At 61.1% G+C, this 22,898-nt stretch carries 15 protein-coding genes and 2 pseudogenes; 9 read left to right on the forward strand and 8 right to left on the reverse strand.

The genetic code is table 11. From position 1 onward, the window contains the following. Positions 1-55 precede the first annotated feature (55 nt). From AC0L26_RS04815 to AC0L26_RS04835, 5 genes are all read left to right on the forward strand, one after another. A complete protein-coding gene (locus AC0L26_RS04815; RefSeq protein WP_473631489.1) occupies positions 56-1,819 on the forward strand; it encodes an ABC-three component system protein in 1,764 nt (587 codons plus the stop codon). Further along, positions 1,816-2,508: an ABC-three component system middle component 1 gene (locus AC0L26_RS04820; protein WP_473631490.1), complete on the forward strand. Its 693-nt coding sequence runs from the start codon at positions 1,816-1,818 to the stop codon at positions 2,506-2,508. Before AC0L26_RS04815 ends, AC0L26_RS04820 begins: the two co-directional genes overlap by 4 nt. Then, on the forward strand, positions 2,505-5,636 hold the full coding sequence (locus AC0L26_RS04825) for an AAA family ATPase (RefSeq protein ID WP_473631491.1): 3,132 nt from the start codon (positions 2,505-2,507) through the stop codon (positions 5,634-5,636). Before AC0L26_RS04820 ends, AC0L26_RS04825 begins: the two co-directional genes overlap by 4 nt. A 361-nt stretch (positions 5,637-5,997) precedes the next feature. After that, complete coding sequence (locus AC0L26_RS04830) at positions 5,998-6,486, forward strand: hypothetical protein (RefSeq protein ID WP_473540524.1); 489 nt, start codon at positions 5,998-6,000, stop codon at positions 6,484-6,486. Further along, positions 6,483-7,940: a Cap15 family cyclic dinucleotide receptor domain-containing protein gene (locus AC0L26_RS04835; protein WP_473631492.1), complete on the forward strand. Its 1,458-nt coding sequence runs from the start codon at positions 6,483-6,485 to the stop codon at positions 7,938-7,940. The genes AC0L26_RS04830 and AC0L26_RS04835 overlap by 4 nt, the downstream gene beginning before the upstream one ends. Positions 7,941-8,232: 292 nt before the next feature. Here the strand turns inward: AC0L26_RS04835 and AC0L26_RS04840 are convergent, their stop codons facing one another. Continuing rightward, positions 8,233-9,120 carry a bacteriophage abortive infection AbiH family protein gene (locus AC0L26_RS04840; protein ID WP_473631493.1) on the reverse strand — a complete coding sequence of 296 codons (888 nt, stop codon included), beginning with the start codon at positions 9,118-9,120 and terminating at the stop codon, positions 8,233-8,235. Between the two features lie 1,261 nt (positions 9,121-10,381). After that, positions 10,382-11,914 (reverse strand): autotransporter domain-containing protein, encoded by a 1,533-nt coding sequence (locus AC0L26_RS04845; protein ID WP_473631542.1) that lies wholly within the window; start codon positions 11,912-11,914, stop codon positions 10,382-10,384. A gap of 99 nt (positions 11,915-12,013) precedes the next feature. Here AC0L26_RS04845 and AC0L26_RS04850 point away from each other — a divergent pair. The 4 genes and pseudogenes from AC0L26_RS04850 to AC0L26_RS04865 form a co-directional block, all read left to right on the forward strand. Beyond that, positions 12,014-12,256, forward strand: a pseudogene (locus AC0L26_RS04850) (S1/P1 nuclease); the annotation flags it as partial. A 10-nt stretch (positions 12,257-12,266) separates the two neighbouring features. Further along, complete coding sequence (locus AC0L26_RS04855; protein ID WP_473631545.1) at positions 12,267-12,422, forward strand: hypothetical protein; 156 nt, start codon at positions 12,267-12,269, stop codon at positions 12,420-12,422. Between the two features lie 48 nt (positions 12,423-12,470). After that, entirely contained in the window at positions 12,471-12,851 is a 381-nt protein-coding gene (locus AC0L26_RS04860; protein WP_473631494.1) for a S1/P1 nuclease, read from the forward strand. A 267-nt stretch (positions 12,852-13,118) separates the two neighbouring features. Next, positions 13,119-14,597, forward strand: coding sequence for a ComEC/Rec2 family competence protein (locus tag AC0L26_RS04865; RefSeq protein ID WP_473631495.1), 1,479 nt, complete (start codon positions 13,119-13,121; stop codon positions 14,595-14,597). Positions 14,598-14,853: 256 nt separating this feature from the next. Here AC0L26_RS04865 and AC0L26_RS04870 read toward each other — a convergent pair whose 3' ends face one another. From AC0L26_RS04870 to AC0L26_RS04895, 6 genes and pseudogenes are all read right to left on the reverse strand, one after another. Then, complete coding sequence (locus AC0L26_RS04870) at positions 14,854-15,291, reverse strand: DoxX family membrane protein (RefSeq protein WP_473631496.1); 438 nt, start codon at positions 15,289-15,291, stop codon at positions 14,854-14,856. Positions 15,292-15,302: 11 nt separating this feature from the next. Further along, the gene (locus tag AC0L26_RS04875; RefSeq protein ID WP_473631543.1) at positions 15,303-16,004 is read right to left on the reverse strand and encodes an HvfC/BufC family peptide modification chaperone; all 702 of its coding nucleotides are present in this window, start codon (positions 16,002-16,004) and stop codon (positions 15,303-15,305) included. Positions 16,005-16,172: 168 nt separating this feature from the next. Next, entirely contained in the window at positions 16,173-17,837 is a 1,665-nt protein-coding gene (locus AC0L26_RS04880) for an SEL1-like repeat protein (protein ID WP_473631497.1), read from the reverse strand. 46 nt (positions 17,838-17,883) lie between these two features. Further along, a complete protein-coding gene (locus AC0L26_RS04885) occupies positions 17,884-19,290 on the reverse strand; it encodes an HlyD family type I secretion periplasmic adaptor subunit (RefSeq protein WP_473631498.1) in 1,407 nt (468 codons plus the stop codon). Between the two features lie 33 nt (positions 19,291-19,323). Next, positions 19,324-21,627, reverse strand: coding sequence for a peptidase domain-containing ABC transporter (locus tag AC0L26_RS04890; RefSeq protein ID WP_473631499.1), 2,304 nt, complete (start codon positions 21,625-21,627; stop codon positions 19,324-19,326). A 155-nt stretch (positions 21,628-21,782) separates the two neighbouring features. After that, positions 21,783-22,898, reverse strand: a pseudogene (locus tag AC0L26_RS04895) (hypothetical protein); the annotation flags it as partial.

Raw genomic sequence — 22,898 nt, forward strand, 5'->3', positions numbered from 1 at the left:
GTTCGAAGGCAGGCCGGCCCCTCGGTTTTTCATAAGCGGCAATGGCGATGGCGGCTTGATCGACTTCGTGGCCGCCGGCGCCGCCAACTTCGATCATGCAGCCATGATCCGGATGATCACGGAACATCCTGGCGCCGCAGAGCTGGGCGATGCTCTTGCAGCGATTGACGCACGCGCACGCGCGGCCGACGCAGCCGGCGCGCGCTTTGACTTCATCGACGCTTATGACAATGAGCTGTTGGCCAAAATGACAGAAAGCGGCCTGATCGCTGCCGTGGCGCAGCAGCTGCGGCTAGGCGTGAAGTTGACGCTACAGACACGGCATCCGGAAATGTTCGAGGTTTCTACCTCCGCGCTCAATCGGCTCGCAGCCTACGCAACCATCAGGGCCTGCGTGGCTGACGTGCAACGCTCCTTCAGACATCTGCAATGTGCGGCTCTGACCCGAACGGAGGCGCCAGATCCTGGCGCGGAGCACGCCGATTTCTGGCTTGATTGCGCTGGGGAGGCCGTCGCGGCAGACGCGGTGATCATCAGGCGTGGACCTCTACGCGCAGTTGTCAGAGGACCATTTGCCGCTCATCTTGCGACCTACGAAGCAACTCACGAGGAGTGGCTAGATCGCCACGGCGATGCCACGATCGTACCAAAGCTGTCTCGGTCGGCCCGGAAGCTGTTTTCGGATGCAGCCCGCAAAGCCGAAATCCCGCACTCGCCGCGGCTGCAGCGCCTGGCGGCCCACCAGTTTCCCATTTCGGTCCAAGTTCGGCGCGAAGCCGACCGAGTTCGGTGGTCTGGCGCCGTTTCCGCACAGCAATTGGTCAGTGCCTGGCGCAATGATCAAGCATTTGAGATCATTTTACCCGACGCGCCGGATGCGCTCGGTGCAGTCACGGACGCAATCCTCCGTGTTGCATGCCATAGTAGGAACGTTCGCCTCCATGCCATGCCAGCGGTTTGGAGCCCATACGTTCGCGCCCTGAGTATCGATTCCCTTCATGCCGAAGGCATGCAGATGCCAGCGATCATCGCCGGCAACCCAGGAGGCGCGGCACAGGATCCGATAGCGTTGGATCCCGCAATCCTTGCCCGGCGAATTCATCGCTCGCTCGATGCATACCTGCTTGAGAAGCTCGATGCCCATCTGCAACCGTATTTTGCCAATCGTGCAGACCCCGGCCGATTGATCGGCCTCGCGATTGCGGACGACCTGCGTGCCGCCATGGCGCAGACTTGGGCCGATTGGCGGGCCACTTTCACTGATGATCTGGAACTGCTCAACCGTTTCTTCCGACTCATGGTCTGCGCCGTCGATGATCCGAACGAACACGACGCTGCGCAGGTGCTGGTTGGGCCATTAAAGTGGCCAGCCATCGTTCGCGGCACTGCGGTGGCAGTCGCTATAGCGGCGGCCTGGCAGACGACTGTCCCCAGAGCGAACGGTCCGGGTAATCTCGCCCGCCAACGCGGGGGCGACCCGGAGTGGACCGGTCATGGGTGCGCTGCAGATCTCATCAACGGCAGCGACATGTCGGTGTCTGCAGCCAGCTTCATGTGGCGCACGCACTTCGTCGTTCTGATCGTCAAGGGCCCTGTCGAGGTCGCTAAGATCGCCGAGCGCGCCTTCGCGCAGACCGAAACGGACCAGCCCTCGCTCAGTGAGACAGACGGCGGGGGTCCTGTGCTACTGTCAATCAGCCGCGAGTTCTCGGAGACCGTGGCCGTTGGAATTGCACAGCTGAGGACACTGTTGGCGGCCGTTGAAGCCAAGCACTTTGAGGACTTGAACAGGGCGATCGAGAAGGGCGCGGCGGCATGACTGAAGGATTGACGCTATCACCAGCACTGCAGGATTTTGCTGGCCGACTGCGAAAGGCCGCGGCGGCGCTCAATCTTGAAGTCGAAGATCGGGCCTCGTTGGCGGGCACATCCTTCCAGGGTGGTTCATCGGCGTCGACTTCGTTGAGTCCGACCGACCTGCCGACCGAAAGCCATGCGATCCGGATCGATCGGTTCAACATCATAATCGGCGTATTGCCCGATGTGCCAACCTTGGAATCCGTCCGCGAAACCTTGCGACGGTATCGCAATCAATGCGTCGTGGCGCGCTCCTTCCTTGGCACAAATGAGACGCTCGACCTTCAGTTGATGCTTCTGGGGCCGCGTTCGAGCGAACGGCAGGACGCCTGGCGCGCATTGGCTTTGATGGTCGAGCGGGATGATCGCGTGGCGCGGAAGCTCGCCTGGCTCAGGCCGGAGGATCCGCAACGCGATGACGAGAGCTTCTCGGATTTCTTGAAGCGAACATTCCTCGCGCGCCCCTGGATTCATGACGAAGACGAGTTCGAAGATGCTGCTCTCGATGCCCTGAGCAGTGGCGCAACAACCCCGGGTCTGCCGCGATCGACTGCCGACGGATGGGAGCGCATCGCGCTGGACGAAAAGAAGAGTCCTGACGAGATCGTGGCGGCGCTCGTCAAGACTTGGGAGCGGAGGGGACAGGCATGAAAGAGATCTTCCTTTCGCGGATCACCATCCATGATTTTCGTACCTTTGGCGATTTCGAGGTGGACATCCCCGCAGCCCCGGGCCTTGTGCTGCTGACCGGCACGAACGGCCTTGGAAAGAGCAGTTTCTTCGACGCGATTGAGTGGGGGCTCACCGGCAAGATCCGTCGATTTGAGCCCTACTTGCAAAAGGGCCGGAGGAAACTCACCGAAAAAGACTATTTGACACGTCGCGGCGCTGAGCCGGGAGCGCACCACGTTTCTCTAACCTTCTCAGATGGTAAGCCCATAGTGCGGGGCGCTGCGAGCGCAACATCTATGACCGACATCCTCGCTCAGTTGGCACGGCCTGACCGGCGAGCGATCGACGATCTTGGAGCTTACCTCGCCCTGACCCACTTCTTGGGCCAAGCAGCCCAGCAGCGCTTCACGAGCCGGGATTCGCATGAGCAGTGGGATGCGCTCAAAGGACCAAGCGGCATCGAGCGTCTCGAACGCATCCGCGCCGGTCTGCGCGGAAGAGCCACCGTTTCGGCTTTTACTCGCCGTATTGAAAGCGAACAGGGCGCCATTACGCAACTCGAACGTCAGATCGCGGATTGGCAAGGTTGGATGGGGCGTCTTGAGCGCCTGCGGTCAGGCGCCCGCGCCACCGGTGTGCTGACGTCCGCCGAAATCGCCGAGCGGATAGATGGACTGGAGGCGGACCTCAAGCGGCTTGCAATCGATCCTAGCCAAGTGCTTTCCGGAGAAGAGGTGGGCAGCCGCTTGGCAGGTCTCGCCGATCACATCGGCGAGGCACTGCGTTCGACGGTCGATCGGAAATCTGTTCTGGAGGCGATGGCCTCGCTACCCGCACAGTTTGCCGTGACCAACGGTGACGCACAGTCCGATCATCCCACGCTTGTCCGCCTTCGCAATGACGTGACCGGCGCGCAAGAACGACTGGATCGAGCCATGCCGCTCGCAGAGGCCGCCAGAAAGGTCGTCTCAGCCCAGACCGCTGCCCTCGCGTCGATTGAACAAACCATTGCAACATTTGAGGCGGCTTTAACGGATCTGTCGCGTCGTGCGCAGTTGGCAGAACTCATCGCTACTGCATCCACAGAACACGGCGCATTGACGGATGCCATCGCCGTGCACCGAGCCACTCTCAGGGCCGCGGACATCGCAATAAAACAGCATTCGGACGCGGCTGCTGAGGTGGCACGTCTGCGCAGTCTCGCTGGCTCCGCCAAGACGCTCAACGATTCAGTGCCCGATTACCTCCGCCTCGAGGCGGAATCCGGTATCGCCGCATCGGCTTTGGACGATGCGCAGACGGCGTCTGAGACGGCCGCCACCGAACTTGAGCCGCTGGAGGCGCAATTTGCCGACCTCGGATCGCAGATTGCCATTGCGATACAGTCGAGGGCCGAGGCGGATCGCCATGCGACAGCCATGAGCGCGGCCTTATCAAAACTCGCCAGCCATATCCACCAAGATGACACCGACTGCCCCGTCTGCCGTACTAAGTTTGACCCCGGCGTGCTGAAGGCGCTTGCCGATGCTGCAGCATCCTCGAGCGATGACCGACTGGCTCGTGCTGACGAGGCTTTGGAAGCGCTGCGGGCAAAGGAGGCGGAGCTGAACGCCCGCATCGTCGCGTTGCGCGCTCTAGTTGCCGCGCCCTTTGAGATGCAAGATGCCGCCACTGCGGCCGGCAACGCCGCGAGCGACGCGAAGTCGGCAATCGCACTGGTTCTCGCTATCCCGCCGGACAGCGACATCGTTGCGATGGCAGCCCAGCGCGCCCGCGACTATGCCTCTGCGCTGATTGCTGCTGAAGCAGGTCTCGAGCCGCTTGCGGCGGGCGCGGCAGCCGCCTTGGACCAGAGGTCTTCCGTTGGTGCCGATCTTGAAGACCTGATCTCACGGGAGAGCCAACTCGCTACACGCCTAGCACAACTTCGCGCCGAAGACGTCGCGTGCACTGAGCGCATCGCGGCCCGAAACCTGTCGGATGTATTGCTGGTCGATCTCAGACGCCAATTGACCGGCCAGCGCCAGCAGTTGGAAACGGCCCGCGAACGACTCGGCCGGCTTTCCGAGGAAGCCACTGTCGCGATCGCGAACACCCAAGGTGAGCAGACCGCCTTTGATGCGGCAACGCGCGCGCTCGCGATCGCCGAAGCAACGAGGGCCAGCGCCGAGCAGTCGGCGCGGCAAATGCAACGGCGCTGGGCACAGGCTGGTCTTGCCGACACCCCGACCCCCGCCGCATATGAGCGCGGCCTCGCGGCCATGGACGCAACGATCGGGACTTTGACGTCAATTAGTGAGCGTCAGATGGCGCTTGCTAGAGAGAATGAAGACACGCTTCTGCAGCGTGAGATCAACGAGATCGTTTCGTCGATGCATGTGGCTGGGGGATCTGAAGGCGCAGGCGATCCGCCGAAACACCTTGGCGAACTCAATGCTATGCTCACTGATGCGCGCGCTGCGGTCAGGCTTACCAAAGGCGCTCGAGCAGCCGTGAACCGCTACTCCGAAGAACTGCAAGCTCAAGCCGACGACTTCTCGAGCCGCGTGCTCGATCCCCTCAATATCGTCATCGACGACTTCAACGAAGCGATGTTGAGCACGCCAGGCGAGAGTATACAGTTCAAGGCTGACACTCGGGTCGACGCGACGAGCTTCGGCATGGCCCTGCGATACCGAGAGAGGGTCGAGAACGCCATAGAGTCCCAGAAGGGCCTTCCGCCGCAAGTCGTACTAAGCGAGGGACAACTCGCAGCCAACGGGTTCAGCATCCTCTGTGCGGCCAGTACGGCCTATCCATGGTCGCGGTGGCGAGCGCTCTTGCTGGACGATCCCTTGCAGCACAATGACATCATCCACACCGCTGCGTTTATCGATGTCATGCGCAATATGGTCGAGCTCAACGGTTACCAGTTGATCATGTCCAGCCACGACCGCGGGGAGAGCGACTTCATCGCCCGAAAATTCGACGCTGCTGGGCTACCGTGTTCGACCGTCTTGCTGACGGCGCCGTCTGACAACGGCGTGGTTTGGGCTAGCCCAGAGAACAATCAGGCGGCGGAACGTTTCCTCCGTCGCAATGCGCCCAGCAGTGCGGGAAGTGCATAGCCCGCGACGTGAAACGCTGTTCGAAGCTGTGCGCCGCGTACTTTGCGAAGCGACAGGCCCGCTGACACTCGACGAAATCACTGTGCTGACCGAAAGGCGGCTGGGACGTAAGCAACCCCAAGGGTGGAGTTTCCGCTTGCCTTCACTCGGTCGGCGCAACCCATCATCCCACTAATCGTACCTGGGTGCCGTCGATGATTGAGGCAGATCAGGCGGATGAAGACGATTATGCCGCTAAGACAGCTGATGCGATTGGCTCTGAGGAGCCGGAGTGACAGAACATCTAGCTGATACCTCTCTCATGGCGTAGCAATGCCGCCACGTCAGCTACTCAACAAGCGCAGATTCAGGCTTTGGTGCCATGCACAACTGTAATGCTAATGCGGATATGGAAAATGCGGCAAACAGCTGCGCAACGGTCTTGAGCGAAAGGCTCCATGACCTATTGATCGCCGTGCGCGCTGGTGCCAGTTCATCGTTCTCGGGCATCGGCGTGTTGATCAGCTGTGATCCAACGATGCTGCCGATCACCCCGCTGCGTTCGGTCGAGGCCCCAGATCTTGAGGGTAATACGCTCGACACTCTAATTGCAATTTCCGACCTCACCAGCGAGTTTCATGACGGCTTTCACGTGCTTTCGCCTGATCTTCGACTCTTCCGCACCTCGCAGTATTTTTCACCGCCGATCGTCTTGGGTATCGGGGGAGATCCACAACGGCGCGTTGGTGGACGATATATGGCGGCGCTGTTCGGCTCGGCGCTCCCCGGCGTGCTCGCCTCAGGAGTAGTTAGTTCCACATACGGCATTGCCGTCTTCGAGCGCGGGCGAGAAATCAGGGGAGAATCATGAGTGACGGCAATCAGAATGCCTCGGACGAACTGTCTGAGCCGAAGCCGTTCCCGCACGTCAACGGCGCGTGGGACATGGCAATCCACTGGACGCGTGATGGCAAGGTTGACGTCCTCGTTGCCGATGCGGAAATCCGCCAAAACGGATCAGAGTTCAGCATGATTGTGCGGTCCGATCGGTCGGACTCGCATACTATTCTTGTCCAGCCGGCTTGGAGTGCGGTCGGTGATGCCGTTCTCTATTACATGTATGAAGTCGAACCCCGGGCCGCGCTTGCGGACGCGTCAGCGTCATACAAAGGGGCGGCAATCCTCCGCTACTATGCAGAAGGTCCAGAACTCAGTGGTACCTACTGGACCAGCCGGCGCAGCACGGGAACGTTCAGGCTGACACGCAAATCCCGTCCAATTCCGAATTCATTGCGCAATGCCACTGACGTTCTGCTGATAACGGCGCTAAAGGAGGAGTTCGAAGCGGCGGAACTAGCATTTAGCGCGGCTCCATTGGGTGGTGACGGCGTCCAGCAGTGGGTTGACCTCGCGCTTCCGGCGGCGAAGGCCTGCAGGCGTGGGGTGTTTCAGCGCGATGGCGTGCCATTGTTCACGGTGGTATTGGCCAGACCGCAGCGAATGGGGGGAATTGAAACCGGACAGCTGGCAGCGGTGCTGGCCGTCACGTTGAAACCTGGCTGTCTCGTCATGTGCGGCGTCTGCGCGGGAAATCCGAAAGAAGTAGCTCTCGGGGACGTAATTGTGTCCGAATTCGCTTACCAACATGACGAGGGCAAACAGGAAACGGAGGCCTTCGTCGGGGACCACCGCCACCGCGCTATCTCAAAATCCTGGCAGGATGCTGCCGAGGCACTGGAGGCCCGATCACTACCTAGCTTCGTTACCCCTTCGCCGCGTGATGTGCGGTCTTGGTTTTTAGCACGCCTGTATGCCGGCGATGACCCACAGGCACATCCAGCGAAGGACAGGTACTTCGCACATGGCGAGTGGAAGGCCCTCGTGGAAGCTCTTGTAGCTCAGTGCGTCATTGCAAGAGCCGGGACGTCGTTTAGGCTCCTGGATGCGGGGCGGGATGAGGTCGAGCGCTCGATTACAACCGAAATTGATCCGCCGGACCGACTACCGTTCGCCATCAAAGTTGGCCCGATGGCGAGCGGAAACATGGTGGTGAAGAACAGTGTGACTTGGGACAATCTGAAACACATGGGCGTTCGGAGCGTTGTCGGCCTCGAGATGGAGGCGGCAGCGCTTGCTTTAGCGGCCCGCAGCCTGGACGTTCCGGAATGGATAGTCATGAAGGGGGTCATGGATCACGGAGATCCTAAGAAGGATGACCGCTTCAAGCCTTTTGCCGCCCGCGCGTCCGCCGAAACGCTGCGCGCTTTCCTTGTCGAACGCTATTCGGCTGGCGCGAAGTCTAAGTCGGCCCGCAAGCCCGGGTAACGTGGTCCACGGTGTCCTATCGTCAGATAAAAGTTGGTGCTCATCACTAGCGACACGCATGGTAGCTTATTCTCTTCCAATACCGCAAACCTGCCGGTCCACAATCGCCTCGAAGGCTGCCGAACCGTAATGCGCCGCATTTCGCCGTTCAGGCAGCGTCGTCTACTGAAATCCGAGGTAGTCCCTGAGGACATCCCGAGACTTAAGGACCATATCGGGCGTCGATCGCGTCCGTACTTCGTGAGCTGACCTGATCGCAGTGGTCGACCTCCGCGTTGACGCGGCTTGGACCTTATAAGGTCGACAATGGTGCAAAACGGACCAGTTCTGCATTCACTCCGTAGCCGGAAAACCGATTTCGCTCTGTCTCTGGTGTGTTGTAGCAGCTTATCGTCCACCGTGCCGTCACAGGCACTTTGTTCGCGATCTCGGCGATATAAAGCGCGTCAACAGCGGCGAGGGAGTGACCTAAGATAAAGACATCGCTTACGCCCACAAGACCGTCGAAGAAGGCCTGGTTTTGGGCAAGGATTTTTTCAGTTGGTTTGAAGGTGCCGGCGAAATAGTCGTCAATGAGGCGGTAGCCTCCAACAATGCGAGTGTCGGTGTCTTCATCCACCTGCCTTAACAGCATTTCGTCCGCCTGCCTTTCCCATCCATGCCCGAGCACAATCAAGGAATCGGGATCAACCGCGCTGCCGTGAATATGCAGCACTTGGCCAGGGTGAACGCCGTAGAGCGACTGCAATGTGGGCGTGTAATTAAAGTTTAGGAACTTAGCGCGCCGTTCGATGCAATTGATCAATGGGACCGTACCTGGCAACGGAATTGGCAGCCCTCTTATCCAATCTGCGAAGTGCTTGCGCATTGTTCGAGAAAGGCCATCCACGATCTGCTCGATCTCATATTCGAAGTTGTGATGGTCGGCATCGCTCCAGTCCTCTGCACCGTAGGAGACGAGAAAGTTCTCCGCATAGTCGATGACGTGGTCCGAGTCGAAGGTTGCCAAGCGCTCTTCGAAACAATTCCAGAAATCCTTATCGACGAACAGATAGTCGCGGATCAGCTCAGAAACCTTCCGGTCGATGTCCTCAGCGTAGCGCCCGAAGTCGCTGTAACGGGAAGGTATCCCATGATGCAAATCAAAGCCGTTGCCTATAACGAAGAGCTGATCAGCCACAGTGTCCCCCTAAGCAAATGTTGCTACGCCTGGGCGGGAGCGCAGCACTCGATAATCGTCCAGCCGCGAGCCGCAAGTGTCTCGACGTCCCTCGCCGAATACACCTTGCGCATCGCCGGACACAGCAGTGGGTCGGGCGGGTCGGTGCGACATTGTGGAGCTTGAGGCGCCCAAGCATGCGGGGGTCTTCGAAGACTTGCCTGCCCCTGAGATTTTTCGAAGATCCGCCGGTTCCGTCCCTAGCAATCACGGCTTGAAGCTCGCTCAGGTGGTGGTTGTAGGGAGCACGAAGGCCTGATCACCTGCCCCAAATAAGGGAAAGTTGTCGATCCGAATCTCTGCGATGTACACGGCATCCCCCGCCCCGAGGACAACAGTTAGAGCGAGGGCGATAAACCAGCTTCTGCACATCACCGGAGCCACATCTACCATGGCGGAGCGAAGGTCCGTTATTTGGGTGAGGTCACCTGAAAGCCGTCGTTCCATGGCGTTCCTCGGCCCCAATGCGGTCATTCTGAAGCATGGCTCTGAACCTTCGCAGACTTGGTTAGTAAAAGTAAACCATATGGCCTCACGGGAGTATACGGAACCATACGGGAGGATTTTTGGTTTTGGCCCACGAAAAACTCAGTGAAATCAACGATTTTGATACATCCTCCGGGCCCACCAAAATTCTTAGATTTCAGCGGGTTAACCCGAATTCGCCGCAAAAGTGGGCCTATCTAGAGCTGGTTGTTAGTTATTCGTACATCTGATCGTTTCCCGGAAGCGGTGCAGCGTAAGGGCAAACGCTCATCCTCATCCGGGAGCTAAATTCTCCTGCTTGTTAACACCAGCAACACGTAGTGCAGATGCTCTTACTCTGAAAGATCTCCGAGTGATGAGTGCGGTAATCGGCGGCAACGACGTGCGAATAGGCGGGTTTTGACTGAACACAGATCTCCATTTCTGGCGGACGGCAGCTTGGCGCCCTCTTTCCGGTCGTTCCGAACTGAGGCTCAATCTCCCAGAGGTGGCCTTTGCAATGAGGTGTCTCTAAAATCCGAGGTCGCGATGCGGCACGAGTCCGGCGATGCGCGCAAAAGGCGCCCGATCCACGCACGTTGGATCGGCGTGAGCCGGACGGCAATAGTGTTAATCGCCACGATCTAAGAAGCGACGACTATCAGGGTGGTTAGTAGAAACTCGTGGGACATTAGATACTACTCGGCCGCGCAAGTGTAGCCTGTGAAAGTCCGCGCAAACCTCAATACACTAGCGGCTAGAACTGCCCGCCGACACTGGCTCTCACGCCGTGCCTACGGCTGTCCTCGAAGCCGAAGTTGCCGGTGTAGTCCAGCCCCAACCGCATGCCATTATTCAAGTGAAGATCTGCACCCAACCCTAGCGTGACCTGGTTCTGGGAAAAAGCTTGTGTTTGAACATTATAAATCAAGCCTTCCGAAAGATCTGCGTAACGGATATCAACGGAGCTGTCGCCCTCAAACTCGTGCACATATTCAAGCCTTAGACGCGGGGTCAGTGTGCCGACTTCAAGTGCTAAATCGGTAGACGCCGCAAAGCCCAGCGAGCCACCAAAGCTGTCAACCTGCTGCCTGCCATATGCAAGCGAGTATTCGCCGGCCCCTGTTTCCGAAAAGCCGTTCAAGATCGACGACGAGCCCGATAATCTAGCAAACGGCGTCAGCTTCCACGCTCTCAGCTGCGTGTCATACCCCGCGGTAAGCGATGCGTAAAACTGGTCACCATCTCGGTCGCCGCTCCCAAACGCACCTGAGCTCGTATCAAAACGCCTTGAGTTGAAGTCGAATGAGCCATAGCCGATCAACGCATCGACAAAGAAACTCGGTGTTGCCATAAAACTTCCGTAGATAGCCGCGCTTATCGCTTCGCCGTCGCTAGTCGTACCGTTTGTACCTATGTCACTGCTGTCGGTACTGTAGCCCAAAGAAATGCCGCCAACGAAACGCTGGCTGAAACGGTAGTCGATACCAGCCGTGAGGTTGTAAGCGATCGAGTCACGCCCAGCCTCGCCTGCACGGTCAGTACAGCCAACATCGACCGAGCCACTCGTCCACATCGACAGGCCGAGCTTCTGCGCGCCGTCTTCACAAAGTTCGTTGAGTTGCGGCGTTGACAGTCTCTCGGTGCCGCCATCAGTGTCAGGACCGGAAAGCTGAACAGTGTTGGCAAGAAACTGGCGGCAGCTCTCGTCGTGCAGAGCCGCCATGCGCCGGTTGATGTTGTCCATCTGGCCCTGGGCGAACTGCTGCGCAGCCTGCGCCTGCACCGTTAACAATCCGCGCACATCTGGATCGGTCGATGGATCGGGCCGCGCCTGCACGGTAATCGTCACGGTTGCGGGGTCGGACACGCCACCCGGCCCCGTTAGCGTGTAATTAACGACTACGACCCCTTCGAACACAGGTGCTGCGTCAAACTGCAGAGCGTAATTGGGCGCGCCAACGATGGTTGAGACACCGCCCTCCACGGGAAGACTGGACACGATAGTTGCCGCCGAGAACGGCCCCCCGGTCGCGCCGGGAGTCAATGGCACAGTGACAGTCGCACCTGCCAAAACAGTGGCCGTCAAGTTCGGTGCCGTTGGCAGAGCGGCATCGTCGTTGAGGATCGTGCCAAGCCCCTGACCATCGGCGATGGTGACATTGACCGGGTTGCTCAGGTTGAGCGTAAACGTCTCATCCGGCTCCAAAATCGTGTCGCCACTTACCGGGATATTGATTGTCGCCGTCGTGGCACCAGGCAGAAACGTAAGACTCAGAGACTGAGCCAGAGGGAGGTTTGAATGCGACTTTTCGCGACTATCTTACTTGCAGTTCTCGCTCTGGCCAACTCGAGCTTCGATGCACTGGCTTGGTGGGACACTGGCCACATGGCCATTGCCGGCATTGCCTATGATCGTCTCGACCCCGCCATCCGGCAGAAGGTCGACGAACTGGTTGCATTGAACCCCGACTATCAGAAGTGGATCATCGGCGTAGCACCGGCCCAAGCCGCCAAGTTCGCCTTCATGCGAGCCGCGCTTTGGGCTGATGACATCAAGAAACCGAACTCGGGCTTCATCCGCAACAAGGTCACCGATGCCGGGGCCGGTGACAATCTGGGTTATGGCGAGATGATCCAGCATGACTACTGGCATTATATCGACATTCCCTTCACGAAGGACGGCAGCGGTCAGCGGCCCGCCCAATCCCAATGCGCTGACGCAGTTGCGCATCCTGACCATGACCCTTGGCGACGACGCGGCCGACAAGACACTGCGCTCATTCGATCTCGTCTGAATCCTCCACCTCGTCGGCGACCTGCACCAGCCGCTTCACGCCACCGCCATGTTTGGCCAGGGACTGCCCGCCGAGGGCGACCAGGGCGGCAACAAAGTAGGCGTCACGGCGCCTAACGTCACCACGAACAACCTGCACCTGCTGTGGGATGGTCTGCTCGGTGGCACCGATCCGGGGCAGACCGCCGACCCGCAGGATGCTCTCGACCTCATGGCAACCTTCCCCGCGGCAGACGCCAAAGCCGCGGCCGCGATCGATCCTGCCCTATGGCTGATCGAGAGTTTCACGCTCGCCCAGAACGTCGTCTACGCCAAGCCCGTGGGCAGCAGCGCAGGCCCGTACGCGCTCGACCAAGCCTACATGGACAAGGCGCTCCAAACCGCAAGGTCCAAGCGGCCTTTGCCGGCGCCCGCCTTGGCAACCTGCTAAACGACACGCTGAAATAACCCGATTAGCGGGACACCTGAACCGGACCGCTCCAGATTCAAGTGTCCCGCCGCACCTCTAAATCAATTGTCGCGCTGCACGGCTAGCGCGAGACACTTGCGACTGCTATGCGCCGCAGATCGGCCGCTGAGTACGTGCTTGCGGCTTCTCGAAAGCAGACATCACCGATAGCGAAGCAAATCGAGTCCAGCAAATGGTCAATTGGCAGAGTGCGGATGCCGCCTATGTCATACCGGAGTCGTTCATCTCGTGGCGGCGGACGTGGTCGTCAAGTATCCGCAAACGGTGATAGACTCCGCCGGCCAGTATGAGATGCTACGAGTGACTGCTGGATACCGGGGGAATCATGTGAGAGTACTATGGATACTGCCCGCCATCGTGATAGCTGGCCCGGCGCTTGCACAGACACCGGACATCCCTGTTAACGAGTACGGCGAAGAGCAATATGGTGGGGACTATCTGCCAACCACATCCGCCAAACTGGGTGAGTACTATATCGGCAGTCCCAACGCAGGTGTGGCCGTTCCGGATGCGCTACTGACACTGCCGCAAAGCGTCTTCCCCCGAACGACAACGCTTTCGCTCCCAGCCGATCGGCAGACGTTGCCTAACCTCACACCCTTCAGCGTTCCGCTAAGGAAGGAATTCTCACTCGGCGCCGACTTCAACGGCGGTTTCAACGCTCGTCAGGAAATGGCGTCTAGCGGCGCTAACGCTTCGTCGGATGCCATCATGTACGTCCACTATGTCGATGTGGGACAGGGTGCCGGCGCAATTCTGGAATTTCCATGCGGTGTCGCGCTGGTCGACGTCGGCGGGGAGTGGGCCAACGACGGTGTCGACGGTGAGGTCATGTTCAAGAACTATCTGGACACGTTTTTTGAAACACGCCCGTATCTGGACAACACAATTGACGTGGTGTTCCTGAGCCATCCCCACGCCGACCACTTGAACGGCGCGGCATTGCTGCTTCCGGAGGCTGGCGGCACCTACACCATCAAGAACGTTGTCGACAACGGTTTCGAGGGCGGTAGCGGTATGCTTGGCAAACAGACGAAGTTTCACAAGACCGCCGCTGAGCTTGGCGCTGGTTACACTGGAGTCACAGTGGCCGCACAGGTGACAGCTACGGGTGTAACCAATGCCAACATCGATCCCTTGGCTTGCAAGGGCGTCGATCCCATTATCACCGCATTCTGGGGAGGCCGCGCGGAGCTTGCAGGCAGCGGCCAGTACAAGAACCCAAACAATCACAGTGTTGTCGTACGCGTAGACTTCGGCCGCGCCTCGTTCTTGTTTGTAGGGGATTTGGAAGACAAGGGTGTGGCCGACATGCTCGACCAGTACAGCACGAACCCTGGCGTTTTCGATGCGGATGTCTATCTCGTCAGCCATCACGGCGCGGATCAAGAGACAACAGACCAGATGCTCGCCGCGGTCACACCGCGCATTGCTGTCCTCTCGATGGGCACGGCAGACAGCCCCGACGGCTTCAAGTACGGCCACCCTCGCATCACGACCCTGGATGCGCTGCAACAGCCGCCGGCCGTTGTTTCAAACGATTTGCCTGGCGGCCGGGTGACGGTCCTTGCTTCCCCCCGAGAAAAATCCGTCTTCGAGTCATACGAACTTACAAAAGAGATCTACGGAACGGGCTGGGGAGGCACCATTGTAATGCAAGCGACCTCAGGCGGGGTATATTCGGTGGGGAGCACATCTGCGCGGTGACTGTCGCATGGCATATTTTGGTTTACGCGCTGAAGGGCAACTTTGCGCCTCATTTCAGCCGTTAAGGTCAACTTCGCCACTACCTGAAAGCGGACATTACCGGTGCCACTCTGCAGATCGCGGTTGCGCCAGTTAGCGTTCCTTCAGTGCCGCTGTCCCGGCGATGCGTGAAGGCGACAATGCGATCTCTCCCGTTCGTGCTGTAGGCGGGAGCTAACTCCGGCGTCTTGCTGCAAAGAGGCTTTCAACAATACGATCAAGCGAAATCATACCGGCGCCGCGCGTCAGCACGACAAGCAGCAGCGAGGCCCATAGCAAATGCTCGGCCCAGTTCTCCGGGAAAACGAAGATCTGGATAACCGAAACAACGCCCAGCAGCATCAGCGCGCCGAGACGTGAGAACAGTCCGAAGAACAGGAGCAACCGAGCCTGTGATTTCGGCCGCGGTGGCCAGTGGCGCAGCAATTGCCGGATCGACGAACGGCAGGTTGGATTCATTGGCGAAGAGCTGCAGTGTTACCGGCCATGACGCGAGCTTCGTCTGGGCGGATTGCCAGAATACGTGCGCGACCGCGATGCGGGCGGCGAACTGGACGAGCGAAAACGGTATGCGTTCGGGCAATTTAATAGCCCGCCTATAGAGGCCGACAAGGCCGTGCTGTGTGGTCGAGGAATATTCTGGGATAGCGGTCATGATTGGCTCCATCAGATTGGGATAGGTCGTGCTGGAACCCGCACGTCGGTAACGAGCCCGTCGCTGAACAGGCGGATGAGTGCCGACACGAGATCAAACATGGGATCGAGCGCCAGGGCGCGAGCTATGGCCTGTTCGAGGCCGAAGCCATGTTTCAGTGCATGTCGAAACGCGAAACTCGCACGATCGAGAAGCACCAGCCGAACACTCTCGCCAGACCGCCAAAGCGCGACGCGTTCGGGTCGCCGCGCCCAACCGCCTGGGTCGACCGCGGCCCCCTGATGCGCCGACCACACGGACAGGATCGACCAATGCGAAACGATCAGCCGCAGCGATGGCTGCAGCACGACCTCTGGCGAAGTCCCCAGATCGGTGTTGTCATAGTCCGCGAGAGCGCAGGGCGGCAGCGAAGACGCGTCGAGCGCTTCGGCAATAGCCCATTCGAGCCGCGCCGTTTCGGCCACGACCGGCATGTCGGTAAGTGTGTCTATCGTTTTTAGGAAGCGTGGGAAGCCGGCGCCATAACGTGCCAGTCGCGACTCCACCGGCGGATGGCGCCGAATGAATTCGCTCGCCACGAAGCGGAAGAAGCGTTCGTCGACCATGCGAACGGTGACGGGAAAGACTGCCATCAACACTGCCGTCAGAGAACTGCGCGTGTCGCCAGCGCGCTGGCCGGCGGCATCTCGCCCATCGAGGCCTATGTGCAGTATTTCAACGCGATCGCCTACGGCGTGTTCCTGGCGGTCTCGATGTTCATTGACAGCAATCCTGCCGCAACCCCGATGGTTGCTTGGCCAACTCGGCAGGCCTCAACCCGAGGCGACCTCGGCGAGTTCGTCGGTCGCTCCATTGATACCGTGCGCAGCCGCTCGCTCATGCTAAAGGCGACCGGCCAGTGGGTCGCGCTCGCCGGCGAGACCTTTGGAGAGATAACGCCCGAGCATGAGTTGGGCTTGGCCATGCCCACGCCCGGCGGCGGCGGCGAACCATTTCTGCGCCATCGTCTGGTCGACCGGCAGGCCTTGGCCGGCTGCGTACAGCGCGCCAAGCGCAAACATCGCCCCGGTGTGGCCGTCGTCGGCGGCCCCCTGGAACAACTGCACCGCGATCTCTGGCAAGCGCGCCCCCCCGCGCCCGTTGATGAGCATCTCGGCAAGCGCCACTTGCGCGTCGAGCTTGCCGCCGTTGGCCGCCCGGGCAAACCAGACGCGGGCCTGCTTCAGGTCGGCCGCCACGCCGCGTCCTTCCTGTAGAATGCGTGCATACATGTATTGCGCCTCGGCGACGCCGTCGGCGGCGCGCCTCAGCCATTGCGCCGCTTGAGCCTCGTCCTGGCGGACGCCGACACCCTTGGCGAAGCAGAGACCGAGATTGAATGCCGCGATCAGGTCGCCCGATGACGCGGCTGCCTGGAACCATCCGGCAACGCTGGTGTCGTCGTCCGGCTCGCCGACGCCCTTGAGGACGAGATTTGCGAGGTCGATCCGTGCTTCCTGGTTCCCTCCGTTTGCAGAGCTGCGCAGCCAGCGCGTCCCCTCTTTGACATCCTTGGCCACGCCGTTTCCGGTCAGGTAGAGAGAGGCCAAAGCGCGGGCGGCGGCTTCGTGGCCCGCCTCCGCCGCCCGCCGATACCAGGTTGCAGCCTCTGCAAAATCGGGCGGCGGGCCCTTCACATAATGATCGCCGAGGAAATGCGCGGCCTCGATGTTGCCGGCCAAGGCGGCACGTCGCATCCACACCTCCCCGGCAGTGGCATCGCGGTCGACGAGGCTGCCGTCGATCAGCGCCAATCCCAACCGGAACTGGGCTGAGGGAAGGCCATTCTCTGCCGCGACCTGATACAATCGCGCGGCCTCCGCAAGGTCGCGTGTCACGCCGACCCCGTGCTCGGTAAGGACCGCGAGAAGGTAGATTGCGGTCGGCAGGCCGGCATCGGCCGCGCGCCGGACTTCGCGGGCAATCCTGACCCGTTCCGTGGCCTGACCGCGCGCGGCCAGCGAAAGGGCAAGACCGAGACAGCCTTCGGCGCAACCGGCCGCGGCCGATTGCTCGTACCAGCGGTGCGCCGCATCCACGTCGCGCATCGGTTCGGGACCGCTGGTAAGGATATAACCGAGGATCGCCTGCCCGGTCGCCGATCCTGCCTCGGCCGCTTTCGTGGCAAAGCCAAGCGCTGCAGCGAAGTCGGGCTCGCTCGAGGCATCCCGTTCGAACAAGCGCTCCGATGCGGCGCCCTTGCCGTCAGCTTCCACAGTCGCCAGTCCGGTGACGTAGAGAGCGGCGAGCAGCGCCTGAGCACCGGCGTTTCCCTGGTTGGCTGCCCGATGCAGCCAGCGCGCGCCCTCCATGCGGCTCGGCGGCACGCCTAAGCCTTCGAGATAGCAACGCGCGACCCGATACTCGGCATCGGCAATACCCGCACGCGCCGCGATCGCCATGAGCGGAAAGGCCTCGGCGGGCTTGCCGCTGTCGGAGAGCTGGATCGCCCGGCGCAAAGCGGCCGCCGGGTAGATAAGACCAGTCAGCCGATCCATCATTGCCATTGATCCGAGTCCTTGATTCCCTTGTTTGTCGCCTTTGCTCCGGAGCCTATGGCTCACGCATCGCTTCCTGACCGATCGGAAGCATAACGCCGAGAATGTATTTGAGCACCGTGCGCCGGCCGACCTTGACGTCGGCAGTCACCGGCATGCCGGGGCTGATCGTGAAACCGGCGGGCACGCCGTGGAGGGCGACCTGGTCGATGGAAATTCGCGTGCGATAGAACTGTTCGGCATCCGAGGGCAGCATGGCCAGGGAGCTGTTCGGGTCGCGCGCTTGTTCCCGCGCCGAGAAGGAATCCGGGCTGAGTGCCCGCACAGTGCCGTGGGCGAGGCCGTATTGCGAATAGGGAAAGGTGTCGAACTTGATGATCACGGGGTCGCCGACATGCACGAAGCCGCTGCTGCGACCGACGATGTTCGTCTCGATCTGGAGTGGTGCGTCGGTCGGCACCAGCGTGATCAGGCGCTCGCCCGACTGCAGGACCGAGCCGACCGAGACCTTCGCTACCGACTGGACGATGGCGTCTGCTTCGCTCCGCAACTCGACGAGTTGCTTGCGTAGCTTTGCCTTGTTGAGCAGTTCGCGGGCGTCCGATATCCGCGAGTTTGCCTCCGACAGGCTCTGCGAGACTTCCGCGCGCCAGCCCTGAATGTAGCCATCGCGCTCGGCGGCCACCGCCGCCTGCTGGCGTGTGGCGGCTTCCGCTGTCTGCTCGGCATTGCCTAGCGCCCGGGACATTTCCGCCCAGTTGTCTTCGGCCAGCAGCGTGTCGAGCCGGCTCCCCACCTGTCTTTCCTCCAGCTGCTTGCGCATCTGTTCGATTGAGGCCGCCACCTTGAGCCGCTGGCGATAGCCGACGGCATCCGATTGCGCCCGCGAGATCGCCGAACTGAGTTCGTCTCGCTGGCGGTCGAAATTTACCAGCTTGGCGTCGTAGACCGCCTTGCGGCGCTCGAAGATCGACGCCTGCAGGGTCCAGCTCGGATCGAGACCGTCATAGTTGAAGGTCTCGCCGTCGGCCTCCGCCTTCAACCGCGCCACCTCGGCCTCAAGCGTCGAGACCTGCATCGCCAGCGCCGCGAGGTCGGCTGAGGCAAAGGTCGCATCGAGGCGGGCAAGCAATTGGCCGGCCTGCACGCGCTGTCCTTCGCGCACCTCGATCGAGCGGACGATCGCCGTCTCCAGCGGCTGTACGACGATGTTCGGCGATTGCGAGACGACGAGCCCTCTGGTCGTCACGACCTGATCGACCGGTATCAATCCTGCCAGAACAATCAAGGCGACGACCAGGCTCGAAATGACCCAGACGATGCCGCGCGCCGCGCGCGGAATGGGCGCGTTGGCGACCGCCGTCGATGGCCACTGGAATTCGAGGATGGCCGGCGACGTCGGATCGTTCGCTTGTATCCGATGCCAGCGAGCCGGGCGGGTGGTGAGCGAGGTGCTACTCATGGGCTATCGGACCTCTGGCAAAGCGGGACATCGTCATACCAACCGCGGTGGGACGGCGACCGGGCGACCGTGGCGGCCGTCGAGGTGTCGGTGCTGCTGCGACCATAGCTGGCGATAGAGCGCGCATCGCTCAAGCAGGACCGCGTGCGGCGCGACGTCAAGGACCTTGCCCTGCTCCATGACCAGGATCTGGTCGCACTCGGTCAGCGAGGCGAGCCGGTGCGAAACGATGATCATCGTGCGTCCGCTGGCGATACGCATCAGGTTGGCGCTGACAATCGCCTCGCTTTCCGGGTCGAGCGCGCTGGTCGCTTCGTCGAGGATGAGGATGGTCGGATCGTGGATGAGGGCGCGCGCGATCGCCAGCCGCTGCTTTTGACCGCCCGACAGGTTGGGTGAGCCTTCCTCGATATAGGTGTCGTAGCCATTCGGCATCCGTTCGATGAATTCTTCGGCGCCGGCGAGTTGCGCGGCGCGCATGGCGTCGGCAAGCGTCAGGCCCGGGCGCCCGGCGATGATGTTGTCGCGGATCGATCCGCGGAACAGGAAGTTGTCCTGCAGGACCACGCCGAGCCCTTGGCGAAGATGGCGCAGGTTGATTTCCTTGAGGTCGACGCCGTCGAGCTTGAGGAACCCGCTGTAGTCGCGGTTGATACCTTGCAGCAGGCGCGCAATCGTTGATTTTCCCGACCCGCTGCGCCCGACAATACCGAACATGGACCCTGCGGGAATGTCGAAGCTGACCCGGTCGAGCGCCGGCATCTTGGTGCCGATATAGCTGAAGGTCAGATCGCTGAACGTGACCGCGCCGACGAGCTTGGGTCTCAGGCCGACGGAATTCGAACTGCTCTCCAGCGGCCGGTTGAGCACCGACGCCGCCTCGCCGATCGCCGCGCCGACCTCCTCATAGTCTTCGACCAACCGCGCTAGGCCGACCAGCGGCTGCGCGACGCGCTGGGAGATCATCATGAAGGCGAACAGGCCGCCGACCATGTAGCCAGTGCTGTCGTGCATCGCCAGATAGGCGCCGATCAGCATGGTACCGAGCACCATCACCCGCTCGATCGGCGTGACCAGGGTCTGCGGCCAACTGGCGAGTTGCCCGAAAGCGAGTCGCGCCTTTCCGGCTTCTGCCACCCGCTCGTCCCAGAGCGCCTTGCGTTGCGGCTCGAGACCGAGCGCCTTCACCGTCTTGATACCGACGACAGTCTCCCCGAGCGCCGCCGACTTCCAGGTCTCGGCATCGACCACCCGCTGGTATCTCCGGCGCAGCGGCTTGAGGAAGGCGAGGATGGTCAACATGATCACGCCCGCGCAGGTAAGTACGATCCAGGCCAGCGTGGAGTTGATGTAGAACATCACCGGCACCAGCACGCAGAGCGTGATCAGGTCCAGGAACGTGCTGAGGAGTTTTCCGGTCAGGAACTCGCGGATGCGATAGACCTGGGCGAGGTGGTACATGGTCTCGCCGGCCGGATGACGCTCGAAATAGTCGAGCGGCAGGCGCAAGAGTCGGCTGAAGACGTGCAACTGCAGCTTGGTGTCCAGACGAGCGCCGACGACGTTGATGATCAGTCGCCGCGCGTGGCCGAGGAGCGTCTCGTAGGCGAAGACAACGGCGATGACCGCCGACAGCAGCACCAGCGTTGAGACGCTGTTGAACTGCAGCACCTTGTTAACCACCGTCATGACGATGAGCGGCGGTAGGACAGTAAGCACGCTGAGCGTGAAAGAGGCGAGGGTGATGTCGCGCAGGGCCCGATTTTCGAGCCGCACCAATTCTGCCAGCCAGCGAAGGGTGAAAGGCGCATCTGCAGCCACATAGGAGCGTGTCGCGCGCAGCAACACCGCTTCGCCCGTCCACACTTGCGACAGCCGCAGTTCGTCGATGGCGATGGCTTCACCGTCCTCGGGCGCCTCCGCGCTTTTCAGGAAGATGACGTTGCGCTCGGCACTCGCCCCGGTAAGGAGACCCGCGCCGCCATCGCTGAACAGCAGTACGACCGGTCCGGTGTCCTGAAAGCGCAAAAGGTGGGACCACCCGATGCGGACGGCGCGCGACCACATGCCGGCGTTCTTCGCCCACTCAGAGAGATCGGTGGCGGTCGGAATCCTCGCGCTCGCCGCCCTGAATTCGTTCGGGTCGAGCTCGACGCCGTGATAGCGGGCGGCCCGCAGCATTGCCTTGAAACGCGGCCCGACCTGGTCGATCTCGGCGGGACGGCGCGGACCCCGCCCCACGGCGCTCTCGCCGCCAGCCTGGCCCGCCACTTCGACTTCGGTGGCGGCGCGGATCGAGACCGGGTGGTTTTCGGCGTTCACGGGGACGTTCACCATGGACTTTCTCTTCCGCTATGCGGGCGAGGGTTCAAGGGCCTGGGCCGCCTACTTCGAGATGGTGAACGCGCGGACCACGCTTTCCAGCGAAGTCCGCGCGTTCGTATTTCAGCCTTGGACCGGTTTCCACTGTGGTCTCCGGTCAACGTTCCTACTCACTCATTCGGCTTCAGAAGATCCTTCAGAGCCTTCCTTGCCGTGTCGTCGGTGCTGACGTAGCCGGCACCTTGCTTGGTCTTCTCCGAGGTCAGATCGGTGCTCGCACCCACCGGCTTGTTCTGGTTCGGATCATATCCCCCAATTTTCTTGAGGACATTCAGGAGATCGGTCGTCACCGAGCCGGCCGCCAGGCCGATCAGTTTTCCGTACGAAGGTTGGCTGGCAGCAGGGCTGCTGGCCGTATCCGACTTCAGGAACTGCTTCGTATCCTTGAGGCCGAGCGAGTCGGATGTAACCTTGGCAGTTTGACCCTTGCCGGGTGTGCCATCGTTATCGGTGCCGTCTTTGCCCTTTCCCTTGCCCGGATTGCTGCTGTCGTTGTGGTCGGGATCGTTGCCGTGGCCGTTATTGCCATTGCCTGTATGACCCCCACTGTCCGAGCCCGTCGAGCCGGTAGGCCCGGTCGAGCCAGTCGCACCCGTAGAGCCGGTTGCTCCGGTGGAGCCAGTTGCACCCGTAGATCCGGTCGCGCCAGTTGCTCCGGTATCACCGGTCGCACCCGTGGCTCCGGTATCACCCGTTGCGCCTGTGGTTCCGGTATCGCCGGTCGCACCAGTCGCTCCGGTATCACCGGTCGCACCAGTCGCTCCGGTATCACCCGTTGCACCTGTGGCTCCGGTATCGCCGGTCGCGCCTGTGGTTCCGGTATCGCCGGTCGCACCGGTGTCGCCGGTCGCACCCGTTGCACCTGTGGCTCCGGTATCGCCGGTCGCACCGGTGTCGCCGGTCGCACCCGTTGCACCCGTGGCTCCGGTATCACCCGTTGCGCCAGTTGCTCCGGTATCGCCAGTCGCACCCGTGGCTCCGGTATCACCCGTTGCACCTGTGGCTCCGGTATCGCCGGTCGCACCCGTTGCACCTGTGGCTCCGGTATCGCCGGTCGCGCCTGTGGTTCCGGTATCGCCAGTCGCACCCGTGTCGCCTGTGGCTCCGGTATCGCCAGTGGCGCCGGTATCGCCTGTGGCTCCGGTATCGCCTGTGGCTCCGGTATCGCCAGTGGCGCCGGTGTCACCAGTTGCACCCGTGTCGCCTGTGGCTCCGGTATCGCCAGT

The organism is Mesorhizobium sp. WSM4823 (assembly GCF_055811195.1).